The organism is Tardiphaga sp. OK246 (genome assembly GCF_900188215.1).
Lineage (GTDB): Bacteria > Pseudomonadota > Alphaproteobacteria > Rhizobiales > Xanthobacteraceae > Tardiphaga > Tardiphaga robiniae.
On record NZ_FZOX01000002.1, the window covers coordinates 919,860 to 937,795 of the forward strand.

Annotated in this window: 18 protein-coding genes; 13 read left to right on the forward strand and 5 right to left on the reverse strand. The window is 57.6% G+C overall.

What is annotated here, in order from left to right; translation table 11 throughout:
* Positions 1–536 precede the first annotated feature (536 nt).
* The 3 genes from CHC01_RS11735 to CHC01_RS31905 all read left to right on the forward strand — a co-directional run bounded on the left by CHC01_RS11735 (position 537) and on the right by CHC01_RS31905 (position 2,186).
* Positions 537–1,544, forward strand: a complete 1,008-nt coding sequence (locus CHC01_RS11735; protein ID WP_089264429.1) for a SphA family protein — start codon at positions 537–539, stop codon at positions 1,542–1,544.
* An 83-nt stretch (positions 1,545–1,627) separates the two neighbouring features.
* A complete protein-coding gene (locus CHC01_RS32510; RefSeq protein ID WP_176454561.1) occupies positions 1,628–1,771 on the forward strand; it encodes a hypothetical protein in 144 nt (47 codons plus the stop codon).
* A 232-nt stretch (positions 1,772–2,003) separates the two neighbouring features.
* Positions 2,004–2,186: a hypothetical protein gene (locus CHC01_RS31905; protein ID WP_141137087.1), complete on the forward strand. Its 183-nt coding sequence runs from the start codon at positions 2,004–2,006 to the stop codon at positions 2,184–2,186.
* Positions 2,187–2,380: 194 nt separating this feature from the next.
* Here the strand turns inward: CHC01_RS31905 and CHC01_RS32515 are convergent, their stop codons facing one another.
* A complete protein-coding gene (locus CHC01_RS32515; protein ID WP_176454562.1) occupies positions 2,381–2,551 on the reverse strand; it encodes a hypothetical protein in 171 nt (56 codons plus the stop codon).
* A gap of 672 nt (positions 2,552–3,223) precedes the next feature.
* Here CHC01_RS32515 and CHC01_RS11755 point away from each other — a divergent pair.
* Entirely contained in the window at positions 3,224–3,385 is a 162-nt protein-coding gene (locus CHC01_RS11755; protein WP_089264433.1) for a DUF968 domain-containing protein, read from the forward strand.
* 1 nt (position 3,386) lies between these two features.
* On the opposite strand, the gene CHC01_RS11760 is transcribed toward CHC01_RS11755, so the two are convergent.
* The 3 genes from CHC01_RS11760 to CHC01_RS11770 form a co-directional block, all read right to left on the reverse strand.
* Positions 3,387–3,788 carry a hypothetical protein gene (locus CHC01_RS11760; RefSeq protein ID WP_089264434.1) on the reverse strand — a complete coding sequence of 134 codons (402 nt, stop codon included), beginning with the start codon at positions 3,786–3,788 and terminating at the stop codon, positions 3,387–3,389.
* Between the two features lie 42 nt (positions 3,789–3,830).
* Positions 3,831–3,956: a hypothetical protein gene (locus CHC01_RS33315; protein WP_283805450.1), complete on the reverse strand. Its 126-nt coding sequence runs from the start codon at positions 3,954–3,956 to the stop codon at positions 3,831–3,833.
* Positions 3,957–4,281: 325 nt separating this feature from the next.
* Positions 4,282–4,536 carry a hypothetical protein gene (locus CHC01_RS11770; RefSeq protein ID WP_089264435.1) on the reverse strand — a complete coding sequence of 85 codons (255 nt, stop codon included), beginning with the start codon at positions 4,534–4,536 and terminating at the stop codon, positions 4,282–4,284.
* A gap of 178 nt (positions 4,537–4,714) precedes the next feature.
* Here CHC01_RS11770 and CHC01_RS11775 point away from each other — a divergent pair, with 178 nt between their 5' ends.
* The 3 genes from CHC01_RS11775 to CHC01_RS11785 all read left to right on the forward strand — a co-directional run bounded on the left by CHC01_RS11775 (position 4,715) and on the right by CHC01_RS11785 (position 7,208).
* Positions 4,715–5,323, forward strand: coding sequence for a hypothetical protein (locus CHC01_RS11775; RefSeq protein WP_089264436.1), 609 nt, complete (start codon positions 4,715–4,717; stop codon positions 5,321–5,323).
* Positions 5,310–6,068: a hypothetical protein gene (locus tag CHC01_RS11780; protein WP_089264437.1), complete on the forward strand. Its 759-nt coding sequence runs from the start codon at positions 5,310–5,312 to the stop codon at positions 6,066–6,068. The genes CHC01_RS11775 and CHC01_RS11780 overlap by 14 nt, the downstream gene beginning before the upstream one ends.
* A 375-nt stretch (positions 6,069–6,443) precedes the next feature.
* A complete protein-coding gene (locus CHC01_RS11785) occupies positions 6,444–7,208 on the forward strand; it encodes a metallophosphoesterase family protein (protein ID WP_089264438.1) in 765 nt (254 codons plus the stop codon).
* Between the two features lie 269 nt (positions 7,209–7,477).
* On the opposite strand, the gene CHC01_RS11790 is transcribed toward CHC01_RS11785, so the two are convergent.
* The gene (locus CHC01_RS11790; protein WP_089264439.1) at positions 7,478–7,720 is read right to left on the reverse strand and encodes a helix-turn-helix domain-containing protein; all 243 of its coding nucleotides are present in this window, start codon (positions 7,718–7,720) and stop codon (positions 7,478–7,480) included.
* A gap of 262 nt (positions 7,721–7,982) precedes the next feature.
* On the opposite strand from CHC01_RS11790, the gene CHC01_RS31910 reads away from it, so the two are divergent.
* The 6 genes from CHC01_RS31910 (at position 7,983) to CHC01_RS11820 (ending at position 17,321) form a co-directional block, all read left to right on the forward strand.
* A complete protein-coding gene (locus CHC01_RS31910) occupies positions 7,983–8,435 on the forward strand; it encodes a hypothetical protein (RefSeq protein ID WP_141137088.1) in 453 nt (150 codons plus the stop codon).
* 601 nt (positions 8,436–9,036) lie between these two features.
* Positions 9,037–10,995: an AAA family ATPase gene (locus CHC01_RS11800; protein ID WP_176454563.1), complete on the forward strand. Its 1,959-nt coding sequence runs from the start codon at positions 9,037–9,039 to the stop codon at positions 10,993–10,995.
* Positions 10,996–11,463: 468 nt separating this feature from the next.
* Positions 11,464–12,135 (forward strand): TnsA endonuclease N-terminal domain-containing protein, encoded by a 672-nt coding sequence (locus CHC01_RS11805; RefSeq protein ID WP_089264441.1) that lies wholly within the window; start codon positions 11,464–11,466, stop codon positions 12,133–12,135.
* A gap of 92 nt (positions 12,136–12,227) precedes the next feature.
* Positions 12,228–14,372 carry a TnsB C-terminal domain-containing protein gene (locus tag CHC01_RS11810; RefSeq protein ID WP_089264442.1) on the forward strand — a complete coding sequence of 715 codons (2,145 nt, stop codon included), beginning with the start codon at positions 12,228–12,230 and terminating at the stop codon, positions 14,370–14,372.
* Between the two features lie 64 nt (positions 14,373–14,436).
* A complete protein-coding gene (locus tag CHC01_RS11815) occupies positions 14,437–15,501 on the forward strand; it encodes an ATP-binding protein (RefSeq protein WP_176454564.1) in 1,065 nt (354 codons plus the stop codon).
* Between the two features lie 32 nt (positions 15,502–15,533).
* Positions 15,534–17,321, forward strand: a complete 1,788-nt coding sequence (locus tag CHC01_RS11820) for a TniQ family protein (protein WP_176454565.1) — start codon at positions 15,534–15,536, stop codon at positions 17,319–17,321.
* The last annotated feature ends 615 nt before the right edge of the window (positions 17,322–17,936 follow it).

Below are 17,936 nucleotides of genomic sequence, written 5' to 3' on the forward strand. Positions count from 1 at the left end.
GTCCTTCTTGGCCGATGAGGCAGCCTTGCGCGCTTCGTCGTCGGTCTTTCCGCTCATTTCAGACTCCATTTTCCGATCAGGATTTGGGCCATGCGAAAGATGCTCGGATGTTTCGGGACGGCACTCTTTGGCTTCATGAGCGGACTTCCGATGGCCCGCGATCATGTGCCGCCGCTTCTCAAGCTGATATAGGGTCTTCACCCCAAAGACGCCTTCGCATAACCCCTAACAATCGATCCGAGAGGCTTGGCGATCGACGTTCGACATCGTGAGACTCGGCCGCCATTGCGCCCCAAGGCCCGGCGTCCCAGCAAGTGTCGCTCTCGCGCAACAACCGTTCTATACTTGACCGGATGGGCGATAAATAGGGTTTTCCCTGATAGCAAAACGGCAGAGAATCCAGATGCTTCGGGTTCGGCCGTGGATGATCGGCAGTGCGTTCAAGATACGCGGTCAAAAGGATGGAGAAGAGCACCTTTTCCCACATCCGCTGATCTCGTTTCGATCTGAATTCTCCTGCCCAGTGGAGTCCTGCAATGCGTTTTCGCGTATCTGCCCTCGTAACCGCCGCCGCATTGCTATGCGCCAACGACTCCCCGGTGATGGCAGCCGAAGGTGGTGTCGGTGTCTTTCTCTTGGGATCGCACGCAACCGGCGCAGGCATTACACCGCCTCCGGGCGTCTTCTTCCAGAATGACGTCTATTTTTACGATGGGAAACTGAGCGGCGGCCGTACCCTGCCCACAGGCGGACTTCTGGTGGCGAACGTTTCGGCGCAGAGCTGGATCGAACTGCCGACGACGCTTTGGGTCACGCCAGCAAAAATTCTCGGCGGTGATCTCGCGTTCTCACTGACGGTTCCCGTCGGTCAACCGCGCGTCAATGCTGATCTTCTGGTGAACTCGCAGCGCTTTGGACCTCTCGGCGTCAGTGTGACGGACTCGCAGGCCAATCTCAGTGACTTTTTCCTGCAGTCCTTCGTCGGTTGGCACTCGGGCAATTTTCACTGGCAGCTCGGCGTCGGGGGGGTGATCCCATCGGGGACTTATGTTGCGGGGCAACTTTCGAATGCCTCGCTCAACAGGCCAGCGCTTGACGTGTTCGGCACCGTGACGTGGCTCGATCCCACCATCGGCTGGGATCTGTCCGCCGCGATGGGTGTCACGTTCAACCAGACCAACACGGCCACGGACTATAAAAGCGGGGACGAATTCCACCTTGAATGGGCGGCGACCAAGTACATCACCAAGGAATTCACGCTCGGGCTCGTCGGATATTATTATCAGCAACTGACGGCCGACTCAGGCACGGGTGCGCGACTGGGTGCCTTCGAAGGGCGCGTCGTCGCGCTGGGCGGGTCTATCGGATACACATTCGAGATCGGCAAGCTTCCGGTCTCGACGCGCCTGAAGGTTTACCGCGAATTCGAAGCTGTGAACCGTATGGAAGGCACCGCTGGATACTTCACCGTATCCGTCCCCCTTGCCCTGGATACGAACGCCGTCGCGATTACCCAGGGGCGATCCATCAAAGCTAAATTCTAGGATCCCTGCTCGATGTTCTCGATGCACAAGGCTTCGGGTCAACCAGGACCAAACGGCTGAAATACTGGAGAACGGGGACGCCGGTGGACGCCGATCAGCTCCTGGCCATGATCGCCGATATCGGGAAAGGACGCCTCAGCGCGAAGCTCGCCAAGAAGGCTGGCGGGTTCGCGCCCCCGGACTACATCGGTAATGCCATCAAATTCGTGGTGGATCGTGTTCAGTGAACGGGCCTGGCAGCGCGCCTCGTCGACCATCAGCGCAATCCGGAACAGACGGCGGCCATTAATGAGCCGGAGCACTGCGTCGTGCTGGCGGGCACTGGCAGCGGGAAGACCAAGACTCTACACGGTCACGAATGCCCTCATCGAAGCAAACCCATGTCCGCTCGCCCAGCTTGCACCATCTGACGATGTCCGAAATCGAGTTAAGGCATTCAAGGAGCAGGAACTCCAATGGATGACCAAGCTGTTGGGCGACATCGCCTGTCACCAACTCGTCCCACGCCTCGTTATCCAGCGCAGCAGCAACGGTCACGAGCCCGCTATCGAAGATCACTTGCCTAAACAGATATGTGAGGTGGTCTCGCTCGGCTTGGCTGTAGCCTTCAAATTCATCACGGCCAGCCCGGCATGGCGATAGATGAAAGTGTTCGCGTCGGGTTGGGGAAAGCTCTTAGAAGAGCCTCTGCCGGACAAGCGGTTCCTAAAACAATTCCACTGAGCTTCCGTGCCCAGCACACCGCCGATGGCATGACCGGCGAGCCCGCATGCGTTCCGCTGTCGTCGAAGAATGCTCCCAACATTTCTGCTCTTTCAATTGGCAGACCAGCAAGGTTATCGCAGACCCTTGAAGGCCAACCAGGAGCCCCCCACAACCACCAAAGGGGTCCATAGCGATATGACGAACAGGTACACATAGCTCGGCCATTTGCCGTAGGCCTTGACCAGCACCGGCACGTGGTCGAGCAGTTCGCCCAGGCCCGGTCTTATGAGGGGTACCTTCATGGCCTTCAATCCCACATCCCGCTTTGACAAGGTGCAAAATCCCTTCGCCAAATGCTCAACCGCGAACGTACCGGGTTCTCGCTCCAAAATTTGGAGAAGTCTGCCAACGCCGCTGGCGATTTCTGCCAAATCCCTTTGTCCGATCGGTCCCAATCTTTGTCCGTAAATCGCCAAACGCCCGCAACGCACCAGACACGGTAAGGCGTATGGCGGAGCGTCAACCGCAACAACGCACCGGCTTTTTGGCAGTCTATCTGGGCAAGCTAAAAACTAGCTTAAGAAAGCGTTACCAACAGGTTTTCCTAAGCTTTTTCATGCACTTGCCACTAAAGAACATGCGCATGTTCCCCTGGATGGCTGGAAAGGTCGAGAGATATTGTCAACCGCCGGTACCATGACGAATCCAGGTGATCGCAATTAATTGCACGAACCGCCGGCCCGCCGGACATCTGCCAGCGCATACACGTTGATGACCCGATAACCAGGCACGTGCCACTTCTCCGTCCGCCATCCCGCCGTCTGAGCCAGGCCGTGCCCGACCTCCGGCTGCACGCCCACCTTCCCCGCATCAACAAAACCTACTCGGACAGCCGTGCACGGGCTCACCTGCAGCATCACCGGTCTACCTGATGTCGAATCTCACCACCCGAAGGGCTCAGCTGGGGTACCGGCATGGGGCTGAAGGCGCCGGATGAAACCGCCATTCCGCTTTGCCCGAAAATCCACGACGAATATCATCGTATCGGCGTGAAGAGTTGGGAAGCAAAGTATGGCTCTCACGAGGAGCACCTACGGAAAACGTGGCGCAAACTCAATTGGCAGATCGAGTTGTAGCTCAGTCCTCGTTTGTCATCAGCACCTGTTCCTTTTGGAAGGTGCGGTCGGTGCGATAATAGCTGTCGTGGAATTCTTCGCCGTCACCGGCAAATCCGCCGTACAGCCCATACTCATTTAGGTCTTTGAAATAAAATCCCACGCGAATTTCTGCGAAGTGATCGACGTGGAATGCGGACAAGTGTGCCGTGTCAAACAACAGATCGCCGTTCTTCGCCTTCCAGAACTGCCCCTCGTGTTCGCGGAAGTTATACTCCCGCATGCCCGTCTTAATGCGTTGGTAAAGTCGGGTGTCGCTCTCCAGCGTGGCTGATGCGACCTTGGCCTTGTCTTCATTCTTCGACGACCGCCACAGAAAGAAGACGCCCACGAGCGCCAGCAGTACGATAACCGACCAGTCCATGCCCGCCCCCAAGTTTGCCGTGATAGTGGCAGCCCGCGGCGGCTAGAACCAGCGATACGACGCAACCAGGAAAATGACGAGGAAGCACGCGGCTCCGATGCCAAGCACCCCTTCGGCGCTGATATCAAACCCTAGAACTTTGATTTGGAACTTCGGCGGGCGATTCATGACACAGCTCTCCATATAGCTTGGATTTCTGTGACAGTTGCAGGCCGCAAAGAGTCAGTTGCACTTTCCCAAACACAGTGCAAGCAGGATAACTGAGAGTCGTTCGCACTTAATACGGCGGGCGCTTCATAAGCTCGGGCAAGCGCGAGATGCCTTTAGCAATCCGCCGCGCCTCATCACGCGACAAAGACGCACTGGCATATTGGTAGTTGCGTGCGTGCAGATCTTCCCGATGAAGAATGACGCAAATCATCCTTCACCCGGAAGCAATCGTCGCTGCTGTCCTCCACCACCCACGGCGCCGGAAACCGCCGAAGGTTTTCCATTACATCCTGCGCTGGTCTGGGACGCCTCGAATGGGCTTGCCGCTGGCGTAAGACCGCTGCTTAAGCCGCTCCTCACCATTAAGCCGGTCGCGCTCTTCGCAAAGGGCATCGACCTTGTCCTGCATCCGTCCCAGGAGGGGGGCAGCAGACCCGGTACTGATGCCTGCCCGCTGTAGGGAGTTGATGTCCTTCTGCTGCCGCTTGATCTGCACGCGCATGTGCTCGATCTCGGCCTTGATGTGGTCGAGTCCCATGGTCCAACCCCTGAATGATGCCCTATAGAACAAAACAAGAACATGTCAGTCAAGGGCTTGGGAGTGGGGACAGACGGAACAAAGCGGAAACTTGCCCTTGAATGGAACCCACAACCACGGGATACAAAGAGACTGTTTTACAACATCTGATTCGCACCTCTAGTTTGGAACCGGGTAAATGGCAAAGAATACTGGGAAAGCGAGCGGCACCTCCCGCATCCGCTTCATCATGGTCGAAGCCGAAATCGCGGACGACCAACTTCAATCTGTCACTCAAGCAATTACGAATGCCCTGCGGGGCCCGAGCGCCGTAACGAAACGCATTGCGCCTGCCACTCCACACTTGAACGGCAACGGCGCGGACCACGACGAGCCCGAAGTAGATGAGGTGGAGGACATCGACGCTGTCGATGTGACGCCTGCCGCACCCCGCATGAGATCGGCGCGTAAATCGCCCAAGGCTCCCGACATCGTCGATATCGAAATGAATGAGCCCCTATCCTTTGAGGATTTCGCGAAGGGTAAGGACGATGGCAGCCAGCATAAGAAGTACATGATTGCCGCTGCGTGGCTGCACGACCACCGTGACACGCCCCTCATCACCGACGGCCACATCTACACCTGCTTCAGGTCGATTGGCTGGTCTACGTCCATCACCGATTTCGGGCAGCCGCTACGCGAACTCAAGGGGCGCAAGTTCTTCACGACGCCCGAACGCGGGCACTACGCAATCAATCATATCGGTTTGGATTACGTGAATAAGAAGCTCGCCAATGGTCCTAAGTGATCTGGCCAACCAAGTTCCTGGTTTCGACAAGCTGCCGCTCAGAGAGAGAATAAAGCTGATTGGCTGGTTCCTCCACACGCATGAGGGGAAGGAGCACTTCCACTCAGACCATATCCGTGCGTGTTATAAAACCCTCCATCTCGCAACGACCGAGAACATTGGCCAATGTCTGATGAGAATGGCCAGTTATAACAAGCCAGACTTGGTTCGGGAGAAACAAGGATTTAAGCTTACGCGCCCGGTGCGAAACCAATTTGATGCAAAGTACGGTGTTCATCACAGCGTCGTCGCCGTCGATAAAATCCTGACCGACCTCCCAGCAAAGGTCCCATCGGTCGAAGAACGCGCTTTCCTGCAGGAGGCCTTGACGTGCTACCGCTCGAAAGCCTATCGGGCCTGCATTGTCATGGTTTGGAATCTTGCCTACGCCCACCTGGTCGACTGGATTTTGAAGGACCCGCAGCGGCTGGCCGATTTTAACGCGACGATTCCGAAGCGGTATCCGAGCTTCAAAACCCTTCAGGTCACCAAGTACGACGACTTTCGCGATGAGCTGAAGGAGAGCAAGGTTATCGATATCGCCAGCAGCGCCGGGCTGATCAACGACGACATCTACAAGATCTTGAAGGCGAAGCTGGACCGGCGGAACATCGTGGCGCACCCCTCCACCGTGGTGGTGGTCCAACATCAGGCCGACGACACTATCAGCGAGCTGGTAAACAACGTGGTGCTGGAACTCACCTAGTCGAACCGCGTATGCGGAGGCCAAAGGTCAACGACTTCCTTCCTGCGAGCAGGCGCGGAGGCGGCGCCTGCAAGCGTACCTGACGGCACTCCTCGAAAAACATCTCAAGCAGCTCGAACAACTCAAGCTGGTTGAACTCCTTCATTCCTGACGTCTTCCGCCTCCACTTCGATGGGAGAGGCCTAACGAGGGCGCCTGAATCCCCTTACACCAAGGAACGTGAACAACAAGATCGTTGCTCAGCATACGACCAATGGATCAAATGCCACGGAGTTTGCAAGACCGTTCTTCAGAAAATGGTGGTCTCTGGCGATTGCCAAAATGCGAAGACGTCGCGACGTGCTGCCTTCCCTTTTGCCGCGATGAGGGAATGCTGTGAACAATTCGACAATCTATGCGATCGGGGACGTTCATGGTTGCTCCGATCTCCTCGCTCGCTTGGTCGACTTCATCGCCAACCATGCCGAACGCAATCGTCGCATTCCGCTGATCTTCTTCCTCGGTGATATTGTGGATCGGGGACACCACCCGCTCGGGGCGATGATCATCGTTCAAGACTGTATCCAACGATGGCCGGGCAGCCGCCTTTTTCGCGGAAATCACGAGCAAATGTTTCTCGAGCTGCTCGACAACCCCGGCGACGAGCATTTGAAAAACAGATTCATACGCAACGGAGGTTATAACACCCTCCGATCTTTTATCGGATACGACGATCCCCATACCGCGGAAGAGATTGCCGATGTCGCAGTTCGCCACGCGCATCATGTAAGTCTGATGAGGCGAGCATCGCTGATTGAGATCGTGGGACGATATGCGTTCGTACATGCCGGTATTGATCCGCACGTCGCCATCGGGGAGCAGAGCGAGAAAGATATGATGTGGATCAGAGAGAAATTTCTCGATTACGTGGGGCCGCTCTCACACATCATCGTCCACGGCCATACGATGCTTGAGCCACCACGACCCGTCGTCACCGAAAACCGTATATCATTGGACACGGGTGCTTATCATTCCGGCGTGCTTTCGATGGCCATCATCGATCCCGAAACGGACGCGGTCGAATTCTACGCGACGAATTGCGATGGCTCTGTCCACGCGGTTGAACCGCTGCGTTTAGACCGCGGTAAGGAAATGCATTGACGGTTCACACCCCACGGACAAGAGTGCGGAGTGTCAGAAAAGTCGGCATATCAATCGCCGAGCGCCGCGGCCTAAGATAAGTTTTCGCCTCCCACCTCCGCCCCAAATGTGTGTCTCCGTTTTTTGTGCGTGTCGCCACAGGGAATTTCCCCCAGCTTTGTACATGGCGATAGCGCCGGGTTAAGACTGACTTCGCAGACAGCCCACTACCCTGCGCAATCGAATTCCAATATCATTGTCGAATTCATTGAGCGCGACGTCATGTACACTTAAGGGCCGCGTATCCCCTTGCCAATCATGCCGATGAATTCAAAGCGGATACCTGCAGCCTCAAATGTTCGCTGAAGAGCGACAAGCGTGTCTGTATAAGGCACCGATCTACCAAGTTCATAACGAGCGATCGAACGCTTCGATATCCCCGCTCGCGCCGAGAGCTCATCCTGGCTCCATCCGAGCCAAGCGCGGGCGGCCCTCATCTGCGCAGGCGTCACCATCGCGGCAGCATTAACCATAAGTGAATCCCACAAATGACAACTTTGGCGGCCCGTGGTATAGTTAAGGCGCGATTAACCGACGCTTGTGCGCGCAGCACAAGAACGCTCCATTCAACAACCCCGACTGATCGTAACGCTAAAACCTTGCCAAGGATTTAGTGGCGGACGAATCCTGTCCGCCGGACTCGTAAAGCTGGATTCGTAACGTGAATCCTAACCATCGTTTTCGTATCGCCTGAAATCCGTTCAATCCTACCGAACATCTCGTGAGGGACAACGCATGCTGTCGATCAAGATGAAGACCGCCTCCATTGGAAGGATTCACCGGCAACCGGGCGGACCGGAGGGAAGACCGCCGATTACCGCACTGCCGCACGCAGCAGCGAATTCGCCTGTCAGGTGGTGGCGCACACGCGGGCCGCTTTCATTCTCGCGCAAGGATCTTGCTCCGCTAAGAAGATGCCTGATCAGAACAACGATTATCGCCGAACCAGAATGGATCGAGGCAGCCACGGGGGACGCGGTATCCGCAATCGCCGTTGGCATTAGGCTGCTCCATAGCCAGGTCATCGGCGCCGCAGAAATTGATCTCGCGCTCTCTTCCGTGCTGGCATGCGCAATAGAAGGTGACGCCACCTCGCCCATACTGATTTCGTCGGCCTTGCGGCGGCGATCAAAAGTCGATCCGGCATGTCGTCGCCTCAGCGAGCTTTGGCTGGATGCAAGGTTCTGACGACTAACGTGTCCGACAAGTGCGCTGCCGATATCGATTCTCAGAACCATTGACAATCGACCGGTAAGGCTTTCGCAGCCCATTATCGAAGGCAATCTCTACTGGTTTCGACCATTTCCAGCGCGGCGGAGTTTCCTCCCCCGACTTGCCCTTCATCGAATTTCACAAAGTGTCCTTCGTCACCGAGTGATGCGGGACCACAAGAGGCGGAGCTATGTCATGGCTAGTCTGATTAAAGATCGTTCCCCTAGTCCCCAACTCGATGTCGAGATCACTCTCCTGCGTGAATTACTGCGCGATCTTGAGCGCATTCGAGCTGGGCAACACCCCGGGCGGCGAGTGCTGGACGACGCACCCGTCTTGGAGAACTGGGAGACGACTGTGCGCACCGAACCATGTCTCACGGGTATCGTCCACGGCCATCCGCGGATCCGGGACCGACGAACGACCATCACTTCACAGCTTTGGCTGCTGGCGCCGACGCTTGGATATGCGCGAACGCTGTCCCGATTTTATGCCTTGGGCGAGCCTGCCTTCGGGCCAGAGGACCGTCACTGACCGTCGCCGCATTTACTCGTTCGTCAGAGGTTCGGAGTTGTCCATGAACAAGCAGAAGTCCGCAGATCTGTCGCGGCGTCATGTTAGAATTCGCCCCCAGAACGCCGCCGCACTGATCGCACGCAACCTTATCATTCGCGGGTTGCGCCAGCACGATTTTCATCATGCCTTACGCGGCAGGCCAGCATTCGTCGGTTTCGTCGTCCATCGCGCGGAAGATATCGAGGTATTCGCCAACGAGAGCCTATTACTTTTGCGGGAAACTACGGAGAAGAAAACGATCTATGACGTAATGGCGTGGGAGAATGCGCGAAAGGTCCCGAACACCAACGATATAGTTCAAACGTTGTCGGACAAAGGCATCGTGTTCGGATTCGCCTCGGACCGAACGGATATGCCTGCCGCATTCCGGAGCCTCGCCGATGGGATCGTCACATTGGACGCTGTCGATGAACGCGCAGTTTCCGCAGCGTTTCAAACTCTTTTCCATAGCACACCGCTCACCAGCGTCCTCTGCGCGGCGGCCACCCTCCCGATCGATGTACTGAACATCTGCCTGCAACGAGGGATTACTCTGCGGCAAGCCACTGGTCGGATCCAGAGATACCTGTCTGCCTCCAAGGAGTCGCCGATCACGGTCGCCTCCAACCATCCTCGCCTCGAGAATATGGCCGGACTCGGAGAAGTGGCGGACTGGGGAAAGTCGCTGGCAAGAGATATCCGGGACTATCGCGAGCGGCGCATCCCGTGGAGCGACGTCGATCGCGGAGTCCTGGTTAGTGGTCCTTCCGGAACCGGGAAAACGATGTTTGCAAGAGCCTTAGCCAACACCTGCGGCGTTCCCGTGCATGTCCATTCCCTTGCGAGGTGGCAAGCACGGGGTCATCTCGGCGACCTGCTGAAAGCGATGCGCGCCGCCTTCAACGAAGCTGTCAAATCTGCGCCAAACATCCTGTTCATCGACGAGATCGATGCTGTAGGAGATCGCAGAGATCTCAGCGGGCCACATGAGAAATACTCTCGGGAAGTGGTGAACGCTCTGTTAGAATGTCTCGACGGCGCGGAAGCGAGGGAAGGCGTCGTCGTCGTTGCGGCGACAAACTACCCGGAAAAGGTTGATCCGGCCCTTCTCAGACCCGGGCGCCTTGACAGACACCTCCGGATTCCTTTGCCGGATTGTCAGTCGCGCCTGAGCATTCTGCGCTATCACCTCGGTCATGACTTGCCGGATGTCGATCTTGCCGATATCGCGATCCACCTTGGGGGCGCGACCGGCGCAATCATCGAACAGGTGGTCCGTGATGCACGCAGGCGCGCGCGACATGCCCACCGGCCAATGACGACCGCTGATCTCGAGGATGGCCTTCCTTCTCGCATCCGTCTGTCGGAGGCCGCCCTTCGACGCATGTGTGTTCACGAGGCCGGGCATGCGTTAGTCGGGAGCCTGTTGAGCTCTGAATCTGGAAGCACCCTGATCGACATCCGGGTGATGCAAGAGATCACGCAACAGAATACTGGCGGACAGACGACGTTTCGCCGAACACCTGGCTTTGATCGATCGAGGGCAAGCTATCTCGCTGAAATCACCACCCTGCTCGCCGGTCTCGCTGCCGAAGACGTCGTGCTGGGTGGCCACGCAGATGGTGCTGGAGGAGAAGAAAACTCAGACATTCACCTCGCGACGATCTTGGCGGCACGGATGGACGCGTCGCTTGGGCTGGGCGGAAGTCTAGTCTACCTAACTTCGGACAACCCAGCGGAAATCCTCGCACAAGTTCGTCGCGATAGTCATCTCCGTCGTCAGGTTCACGCTAGGCTAAAGGCGTGCGCTCATCGCGCGCGAACGATCATAGGCCGGAACACACGGGCACTTGAACTGCTTGAGGCCTGTCTTGCGCGTCGGGGACACCTGTCTGCAACGGATGTTTCCGCTCTGCTCGAAAACAATCCCGATAATTTTTCATCGAATTGTGATTGCGAAAGTGCCGATCAAGTAACCTAAAACAACTCGAATTCTTGCGCTAAAATCGCTGCCGCCGTATTTGAGCACCACCGACGAACTTGCCTTGTGCGAACATCTACTTCCCGCATTGCGAGAGAACAGCAGCCGATCACCAACTGCGGTGATCATGACCAGAGGAGGCACAATATGTTCAACGCATTCGTTCACGCCTCCATCGGTGGTTCGTTCCACGTCAAATCGGCGATCCTCAACATATCGGCCTGACGGTCTGGCGGCTTGCCGCCAGCGTTGTCGAATGAAGGCTATCCGGCGCTCCCTGCGTCCGGACGAGGAGATATCGCCGTGATCAACAGCAACCATCGTTTTGACGACCTCATAGCCAGCTGACGTCGCGGCAAACTCCGCGACGTCACTGCATCTTCGATCAACTCACCAAAATCGAAATCAGCACTCAAGCCGGTCGGGAATGGATTCCCGGGAACGCTTGAGGTCCGTCTGGAGGTCACTGTGAACTACGACAACCCGCCCGCCCCTTCCCTCGCATCTCGCTTCCCCGCACTGAAGTCGCGCGAGACCTGTCGCGGCTTCGCCATCGTTCAGAACCGCATTGTCCATTTTGAGAGTCATCTCGAACTGGTGGTCCTGTTCATGCTGGCGCTGCGTCCGGAGACCGCAAAGATCATCGAGCAGCCGACGGCTATCACCTATCGTGATGGCGACGTCCTGCGCCGTCACACGTTCGACTTCCTCGTGATCACCCGCGACGGACGCCACATCTATGTGGCGGTGAAGCCTGCCGCACGCGTCGAGCGTTCGCGGATCAAGCGCACGCTCGGCCTCATCGTCGCGCAGTTGCCGCCCAACTCGAACATTTCGGTTCACTTGGTAACGGATGCCGATTTCGCCTACGCGGATCGCTATAACGCAACCCAGGCCTTCGACTTCTGCCGTTTCCCGAACAAGGAACACGACGAAAAGATGGCAACGATCGCTGCCGAGATCGTAGGTTCCGCACGCATCGCAGATCTGGTGGCGTTCAGCGGCCTGGGCGCTATGGGATTCCGTTCGATCGTTCGCCTCATCGTGAATGGTCAGTTGGCAGCAGTGCATCCCGGTGAGCGCATTACTTACGCCTCGCTCGTTCGTTCGGCACCTGCAGTGGCTCCCTCCAGAACCTAACTACCCTCAAGCTCGTCCGATCACCAACAACATGCGTCAGCCCATCGGCTGACGCATCAGGCCCCTGCGTCATTTTTTTGGAGACGACCGTCATGAAGATCATCATCGCCCCCCACGACCGCATCATCCTGAAGAACAGCGAGCGCCGCGTCGCCGAGCAGACTCCACTCGGCTACATTCTTGTTCGCGCTCACGAGAAGGTAGAGCTGCGCGAGGAGTTCACGCATAAGCAGATCAAGGAGCTGATCGATGCCGGAGAGATGAGCATCGACAGGAATTGGTACGAGTCCGGCCGCGCGAACGCCCGTCTTCTCGCAGGCGTTAACACCCTGTCGGACCTTCCCGCCGCGGAAGTCTTCGAGATGCGCCGCCGCGAATACTTCGTTACGAACTTCCTCAAGCGCGAGGCCGCCGACAAGGCCGTCAAGCGCACGGACGAGTGCATCAAGGATGCAATCGCGAAGATCGAGGAAGCCCGGCCCAAGCTGGAGGCCCATTGCAACCGTCCCAATCCGGATGAATGGCCGAAGCGGCCTTCCGCGCGCTCGCTCCGTCGCTGGCTGAAGCAGTACGAAAAACACGGTGCGAATACCCTTGCGCTGCGCAACAAGTTTCGCTTCTGCGGCAACCGCATCTCCAACATGGACCCGGAGATGCTCCGTGTGTTGATCAAGCACGCCGTCTCGTATTGCAACTTGGAGCGGCCGACCGTCAACCTTATCTACAAGACGATGCAGGCGGAGATCGCGGCACTCAATGTCGATCGTGAGGCAAACGGCCTGCCCCGCTACGCGTGCCCCGGAAAGGAAACTCTTTCCCGGAAGATCAAGAGCCTCAACGCGTTCGAGGTTTACGCCAGCCGTTATGGGATTGCCAACGCCCGGACCAAGTTCGCCATGGTCAGTGGCGGCCTCGACGTCACCCGCCCCCTCCAGCACGTGCAGATCGACGAATGGACGATCCAGTTGCACACGATCGCGAGCGCCCTTGGGCTCGATGAACTCATGACGGAAGAAGACCGCAAGTACCTGCAGACCCAGCGTCTTAAGGTGTGCCTCATTCTCGACGTTGCAACGCGCTGTGTTCTCGGCTTTCGAATTTCTTCCCGCTCGGACCACCAGACCGCCATCGCAACGTTGTCGATGGCTGTCACCGATAAAAATTCGATCGCAGCGGCGGCCGGTTGCAAGTCCGATTGGCCGATGCAGGGACCGCCGAGCCTTGCCTCGCCCGACGCCGGTTCGATGTTCTTGCATGAGGCATTCCACAACGTGCTCGCAACCTGCGGCATCGTCTATGAAAACGCCCCCGCCGGACTTTCCCACCTCCGCGGGCACGTGGAGCGGGTGTTCGGTACCATGCACACCAGCCTGATGCCGCACTTCACCGGACGCTCGTTCAGTAACGTCGTTGATAAGGGCGAGTACAAGGCCGAAGAACGGGCATCCATCTTTTCTGCACAACTGCCCCAGATTTTCACCCGCTGGGTGGTCGATGTCTATCATCACACTCCCCACTCGGGACTGGAAGGCAAAACGCCTTACAACGCCTGGAAGGATCTCGTCGAAGAATTCGGTGTGAACGCCTGCCCGACCCCGCACCAGCGCCGCAACATCTTCGGGGTCGAACTGGAGCGTGCCCTCGACCAGAGCGGCGTCGTCATGGCTGGCAACCAGTACCATTCCAAGGAGCTCCACGCTTGGTACGAGCAGGTCGGCTCCTGCGAACTTAAGGTCCGCTTCGACGCATCGGACATCGGCCATGTCTCGGTCTGGTTCGGAAACGGCTGGAATGCAGTCCCGTCCATCCGCGAGGGGCTTCGTGGCATGGACCTGCACACCTGGACGGAGATCGTCACGGATCTCAAGCGACGTCACCAGGCAGGTGCTCGCGTGAACGAACATATCGTCCACGCCGCAATCCGCGACATTGCCAAGATGGCCAAGCATGCCATGCACGTCACTGCAATCTCCGCGGATCGCCCGACCAAGGAAGAGCTGAACCACGTCGAGGCCACCCTGGCTCTCGGGTTCAAGATCGTCAGCGATCAGGCATCCTCCACGAAGCCCGCGGGCGACATTCTCGGATCCGCCTTCCCCGCGGCGCACGACGACGGTCAGCCTACCACTTCCGCCGTTGTCACTGCCGACGCGACCGCTCCGACTCCGCTGCCTTCTATCACTCCCCCTGGCGCCGATGACCTGGCGGACGAGGCTTGGGGCGATCTCGAAGACTAACCACCTTTTCTCGCCGACCCGCCGTGCAACCGCGCGGCGGGACCCAACCAAGGACCGGATGACCATGACCACCCACGTTTCGCCGCCCGCCCGCACCGATTCCGTCGCGCTTCTCTACGCCGACGCCGCAAGCACCCAGAACTTCACCGTCATGGAAACTATCCGTGCGAAGTTCCTGAAGACCGCCCGTGATGCCCATCTGTCAACTGCCATGGGGACGTTGATTGCCAACGCCGTGCAGCGGGAGAACACCAATCTCCCGCCCTCTTTCGAGAATCGCGGCCGCGGCAGCGGTCTCGTGCTCGTCGGCCCGACCGGTGTCGGCAAGTCCAAGTCGCTCGAGCGCTATTTCAACACGCATCCGGTGCTGGCCGGCTACGCCGATCCCGCTTCCGCCTCGCCGCTGGTTAGTGTTTCCGTCCCCAGCCCGTGCACCTCTATGCAGCTCGCTCGCGCGCTCCTGAGGGCGACCGGATACGCACTCGAGCGTGACATGGCTGCCCATCGCCTGTGGGAAAAGGCGTTTGATCGTCTGCAGGCCATGCGCAAGTTCATCGTCCATTTCGACGAGATGCAGCACGTCGTCCACAACATGCCGGAGAAGGACCTCCAGCAGATGGCCGACACGCTCAAGAACGCGATGTACAATCGTCGGATCACTTTGATCCTGTCCGGCGTCGCTACTCTCGTGCCGTTCGTCCAGCACGATGCGCAGCTCTTTCGCCGCTTGGCCATCCTGCCTTTCGAGGGCATTACCCCCGAAAAACACGACGACATCCGCCGGATGGTCGGCACCTACGTGAACGCCGCCGGTCTCGCGGACTTCCGCAGATCCGAAATCGACAACGCCGACTTCATCGCCCGCCTTTCCCGCGCGGCATTGAAAGCCTACGGCTATTCGATCGTGCTGACCCAATTGGCAATCGAGAATGCCCTCGAAAACGGCTCCGATCAGCTGACCAACGAACACTTTGCGACCGTTTTCGCCAAGAAGACCTCGTTCAGCGCTGATCGCAATCCTTTCCTCGCAGCGAACTGGCACATGATCGACTGCGCCAAGATGTTCGAAAAGGCGGTGGAAGCTCCCCCGCCCGCTCCCATCAGCCGCAAGCGCAAGGCAAAATCGTAATGACTCTCGCTCTCGCTTTGACGATTCCTCTCATGGACGATGAGCCGACGATCTACTTTGCCTCGCGTCTGGCTGCACGCAACTTCCAAGATGGCCGCAAGCTTGGCTCCGACATGGCTTTTCGGTTCATCGCCTTGGAGCGCGGGTGTCACAAGGCGATCGCCCAACTCGCCGAAGTCAGCGGAGCCGATTTCGATCGGCTCCTCCGGAATTCGCCGAAACCGATGGGCGGGAATCTCGATCTCGGCGGACAGGAATTGGGCGTAAAGTCCCGGCATCTGTCTCGTCTCTTCATTTGTCCGGCATGTCTGCAGGCAGATGTTGATCGCGGAGACCTGGACCCCACGGTCGCCATCCGCAGTCGTATTCAATGGACGTTGCGAGCCATCGGGACCTGTATTGACCACGGAATCGCGCTGACGCCAGTGGCGGAAGAAAAGAACCAGCATATCCGCCACGATTGGACGAAGCTCGTTGCTCCGATCTTGAAGGATCTGCCTGCGCTCATGGACCGCGCGGTCCGTCGGCCTGCATCGAAGCTTGAGCTTTACCTTGTCGACCGTTTGAACAACGGCACTGCTGGTTCTTGGCTCGACCGCCTTCCCTTCTTTGCCGCCGAACAGACCGCTCATTTGTTCGGATGCGCGGCGCTTTTTGGAAACGCCGCAGTTCGCGACCTCAACGATGAACAGAAGTACGCCGCCGGCGACGCCGGTTTCGAAATCGTCCGAAACGGCTCGGTCGGAATCGAAAATTTCCTTTCCAAGCTGCACGCCAAGTTTGTTCCGAATAACAAAAACTTCTCCCCTTATCGTGCGTATGGTCGTGTTTACACACGCTTGTCTCTTCTTGCGGACGATCCGGCCTTTCGAGAAGTCCGTGACATCGTCGTCGAACATGCGCCCTCCAAGTTTCCTCTCGGGCCGGGTGACGAGATTATGGGAGTGGGCATCAACGCACGACAATTTCATTCAGTGTGGTCGCTCTCCAAACAGTTCCGATGCTCGTGGAAGCGCATCGAACACATCATGATTGCTGCTGGCTTTTCCGTGAACCGGCAACCCAACGGCCAGGAAGCTATGTTTGAGGCGAGCCAAGCCGAAGCTACGGTCGAGCGCGCAATGCAATCCGTCTCGTTGCTGGAAGCGCAGGAGCGACTCGGCGCATCTGAAAGCATCATGAACGCCGTTCTTGATAGCGGGCGTCTGAAGCGGCATCGGGTCGATCAAGGATATCACGGGTTACGCTTTTATAGCGATGATTTGGACGAATTTTTGCAGATCCTAATGGACGGCACCGAACCGGTGATCCAACCCACTTCAGAGATGGTCACCCTCAAGAGCGCAACGGCTCGAACCCGATGTAAGATCGCGAAGATCATCCGGATGATCATTGACAAAAAGCTTAGGTGGGTCGGGCACCATGTCGGCTTGACGGGATTGGCATCACTTTTGGTATATCCCGCTGACGTGGCTGCAGCTTTGGGAAGAACTCCGCCAGAAGGATTGTCTGTTCCGGAAGCGAGCCAGAAGCTTCGCATCGCTCCTCCGACCTTGCGTAAGTTGGCCGCACTTCATCTCATTGCGAGCCGAAAGGTCCTTGATCCGTTAAGCGGCCTGAGCCGGCTCAGATTTTCTACAGCGGACGTCGACCGCTTTGACGAACAGTATGTTACCCTTTGGAATCTTAGCAAGAAGCTCAGCCGAGGGGTAACACGATTGCGCCGTGAATTGGACGCTTTGAACGTCATGCCTGTTCCAGGAATGGACGGTCTCCATTCAACATTTTACCTCCGGTCGGACGTCGCAATCTATCGCTGACCTCCGCGTCACGATCTAAAGCTCCCGATCAGGGGGCTTTTTTTGTGCCCTTCGCATTTTCGATGGTCACACTTGTCTAGGAATGGCGGACATACCCCGGAGAAACTGGAAAAGCCTGTGCTGAAAAATCAATGACTTACAGTCCGTCTAATGGACACACTAGACTGGCGCGCACAGCAACTAGCGCTGTTCGCGCGGGCCAGCGTGAACCGATCTTGGATTGCTCCGCGATCCGAGGAAGCCACCGATTGTGACTATCACATTCACCGTGCCTCTGCTTGCCCGCCGAGGGCTGCTTTCCACGCGGATGGCACAACCAAAACGCCCAGTAAGGCGAACGCTGCCAGTATCGCCCATGCGTCATTGACGCTCCAAACAAAAGCAGCCGCTCGCGCCGAGGCTCAGCATATCATCTCGACCGGCGTCTACGTTGGCGCAGCATCGGCACGCGTCAAGGTCAGCAATCTGCGCAAACGATTTCTGCACCGTCACGCGTGCACCAAGTAACGACCACGCCGCAGTCACACCTTCGCCATTTCTGATGTTCCCAAGCCGTGCTAACCAGCTATCGGGTCTACAGCGGAGAAGCCGTCTCTCGGGTCGAGGGGATACCCG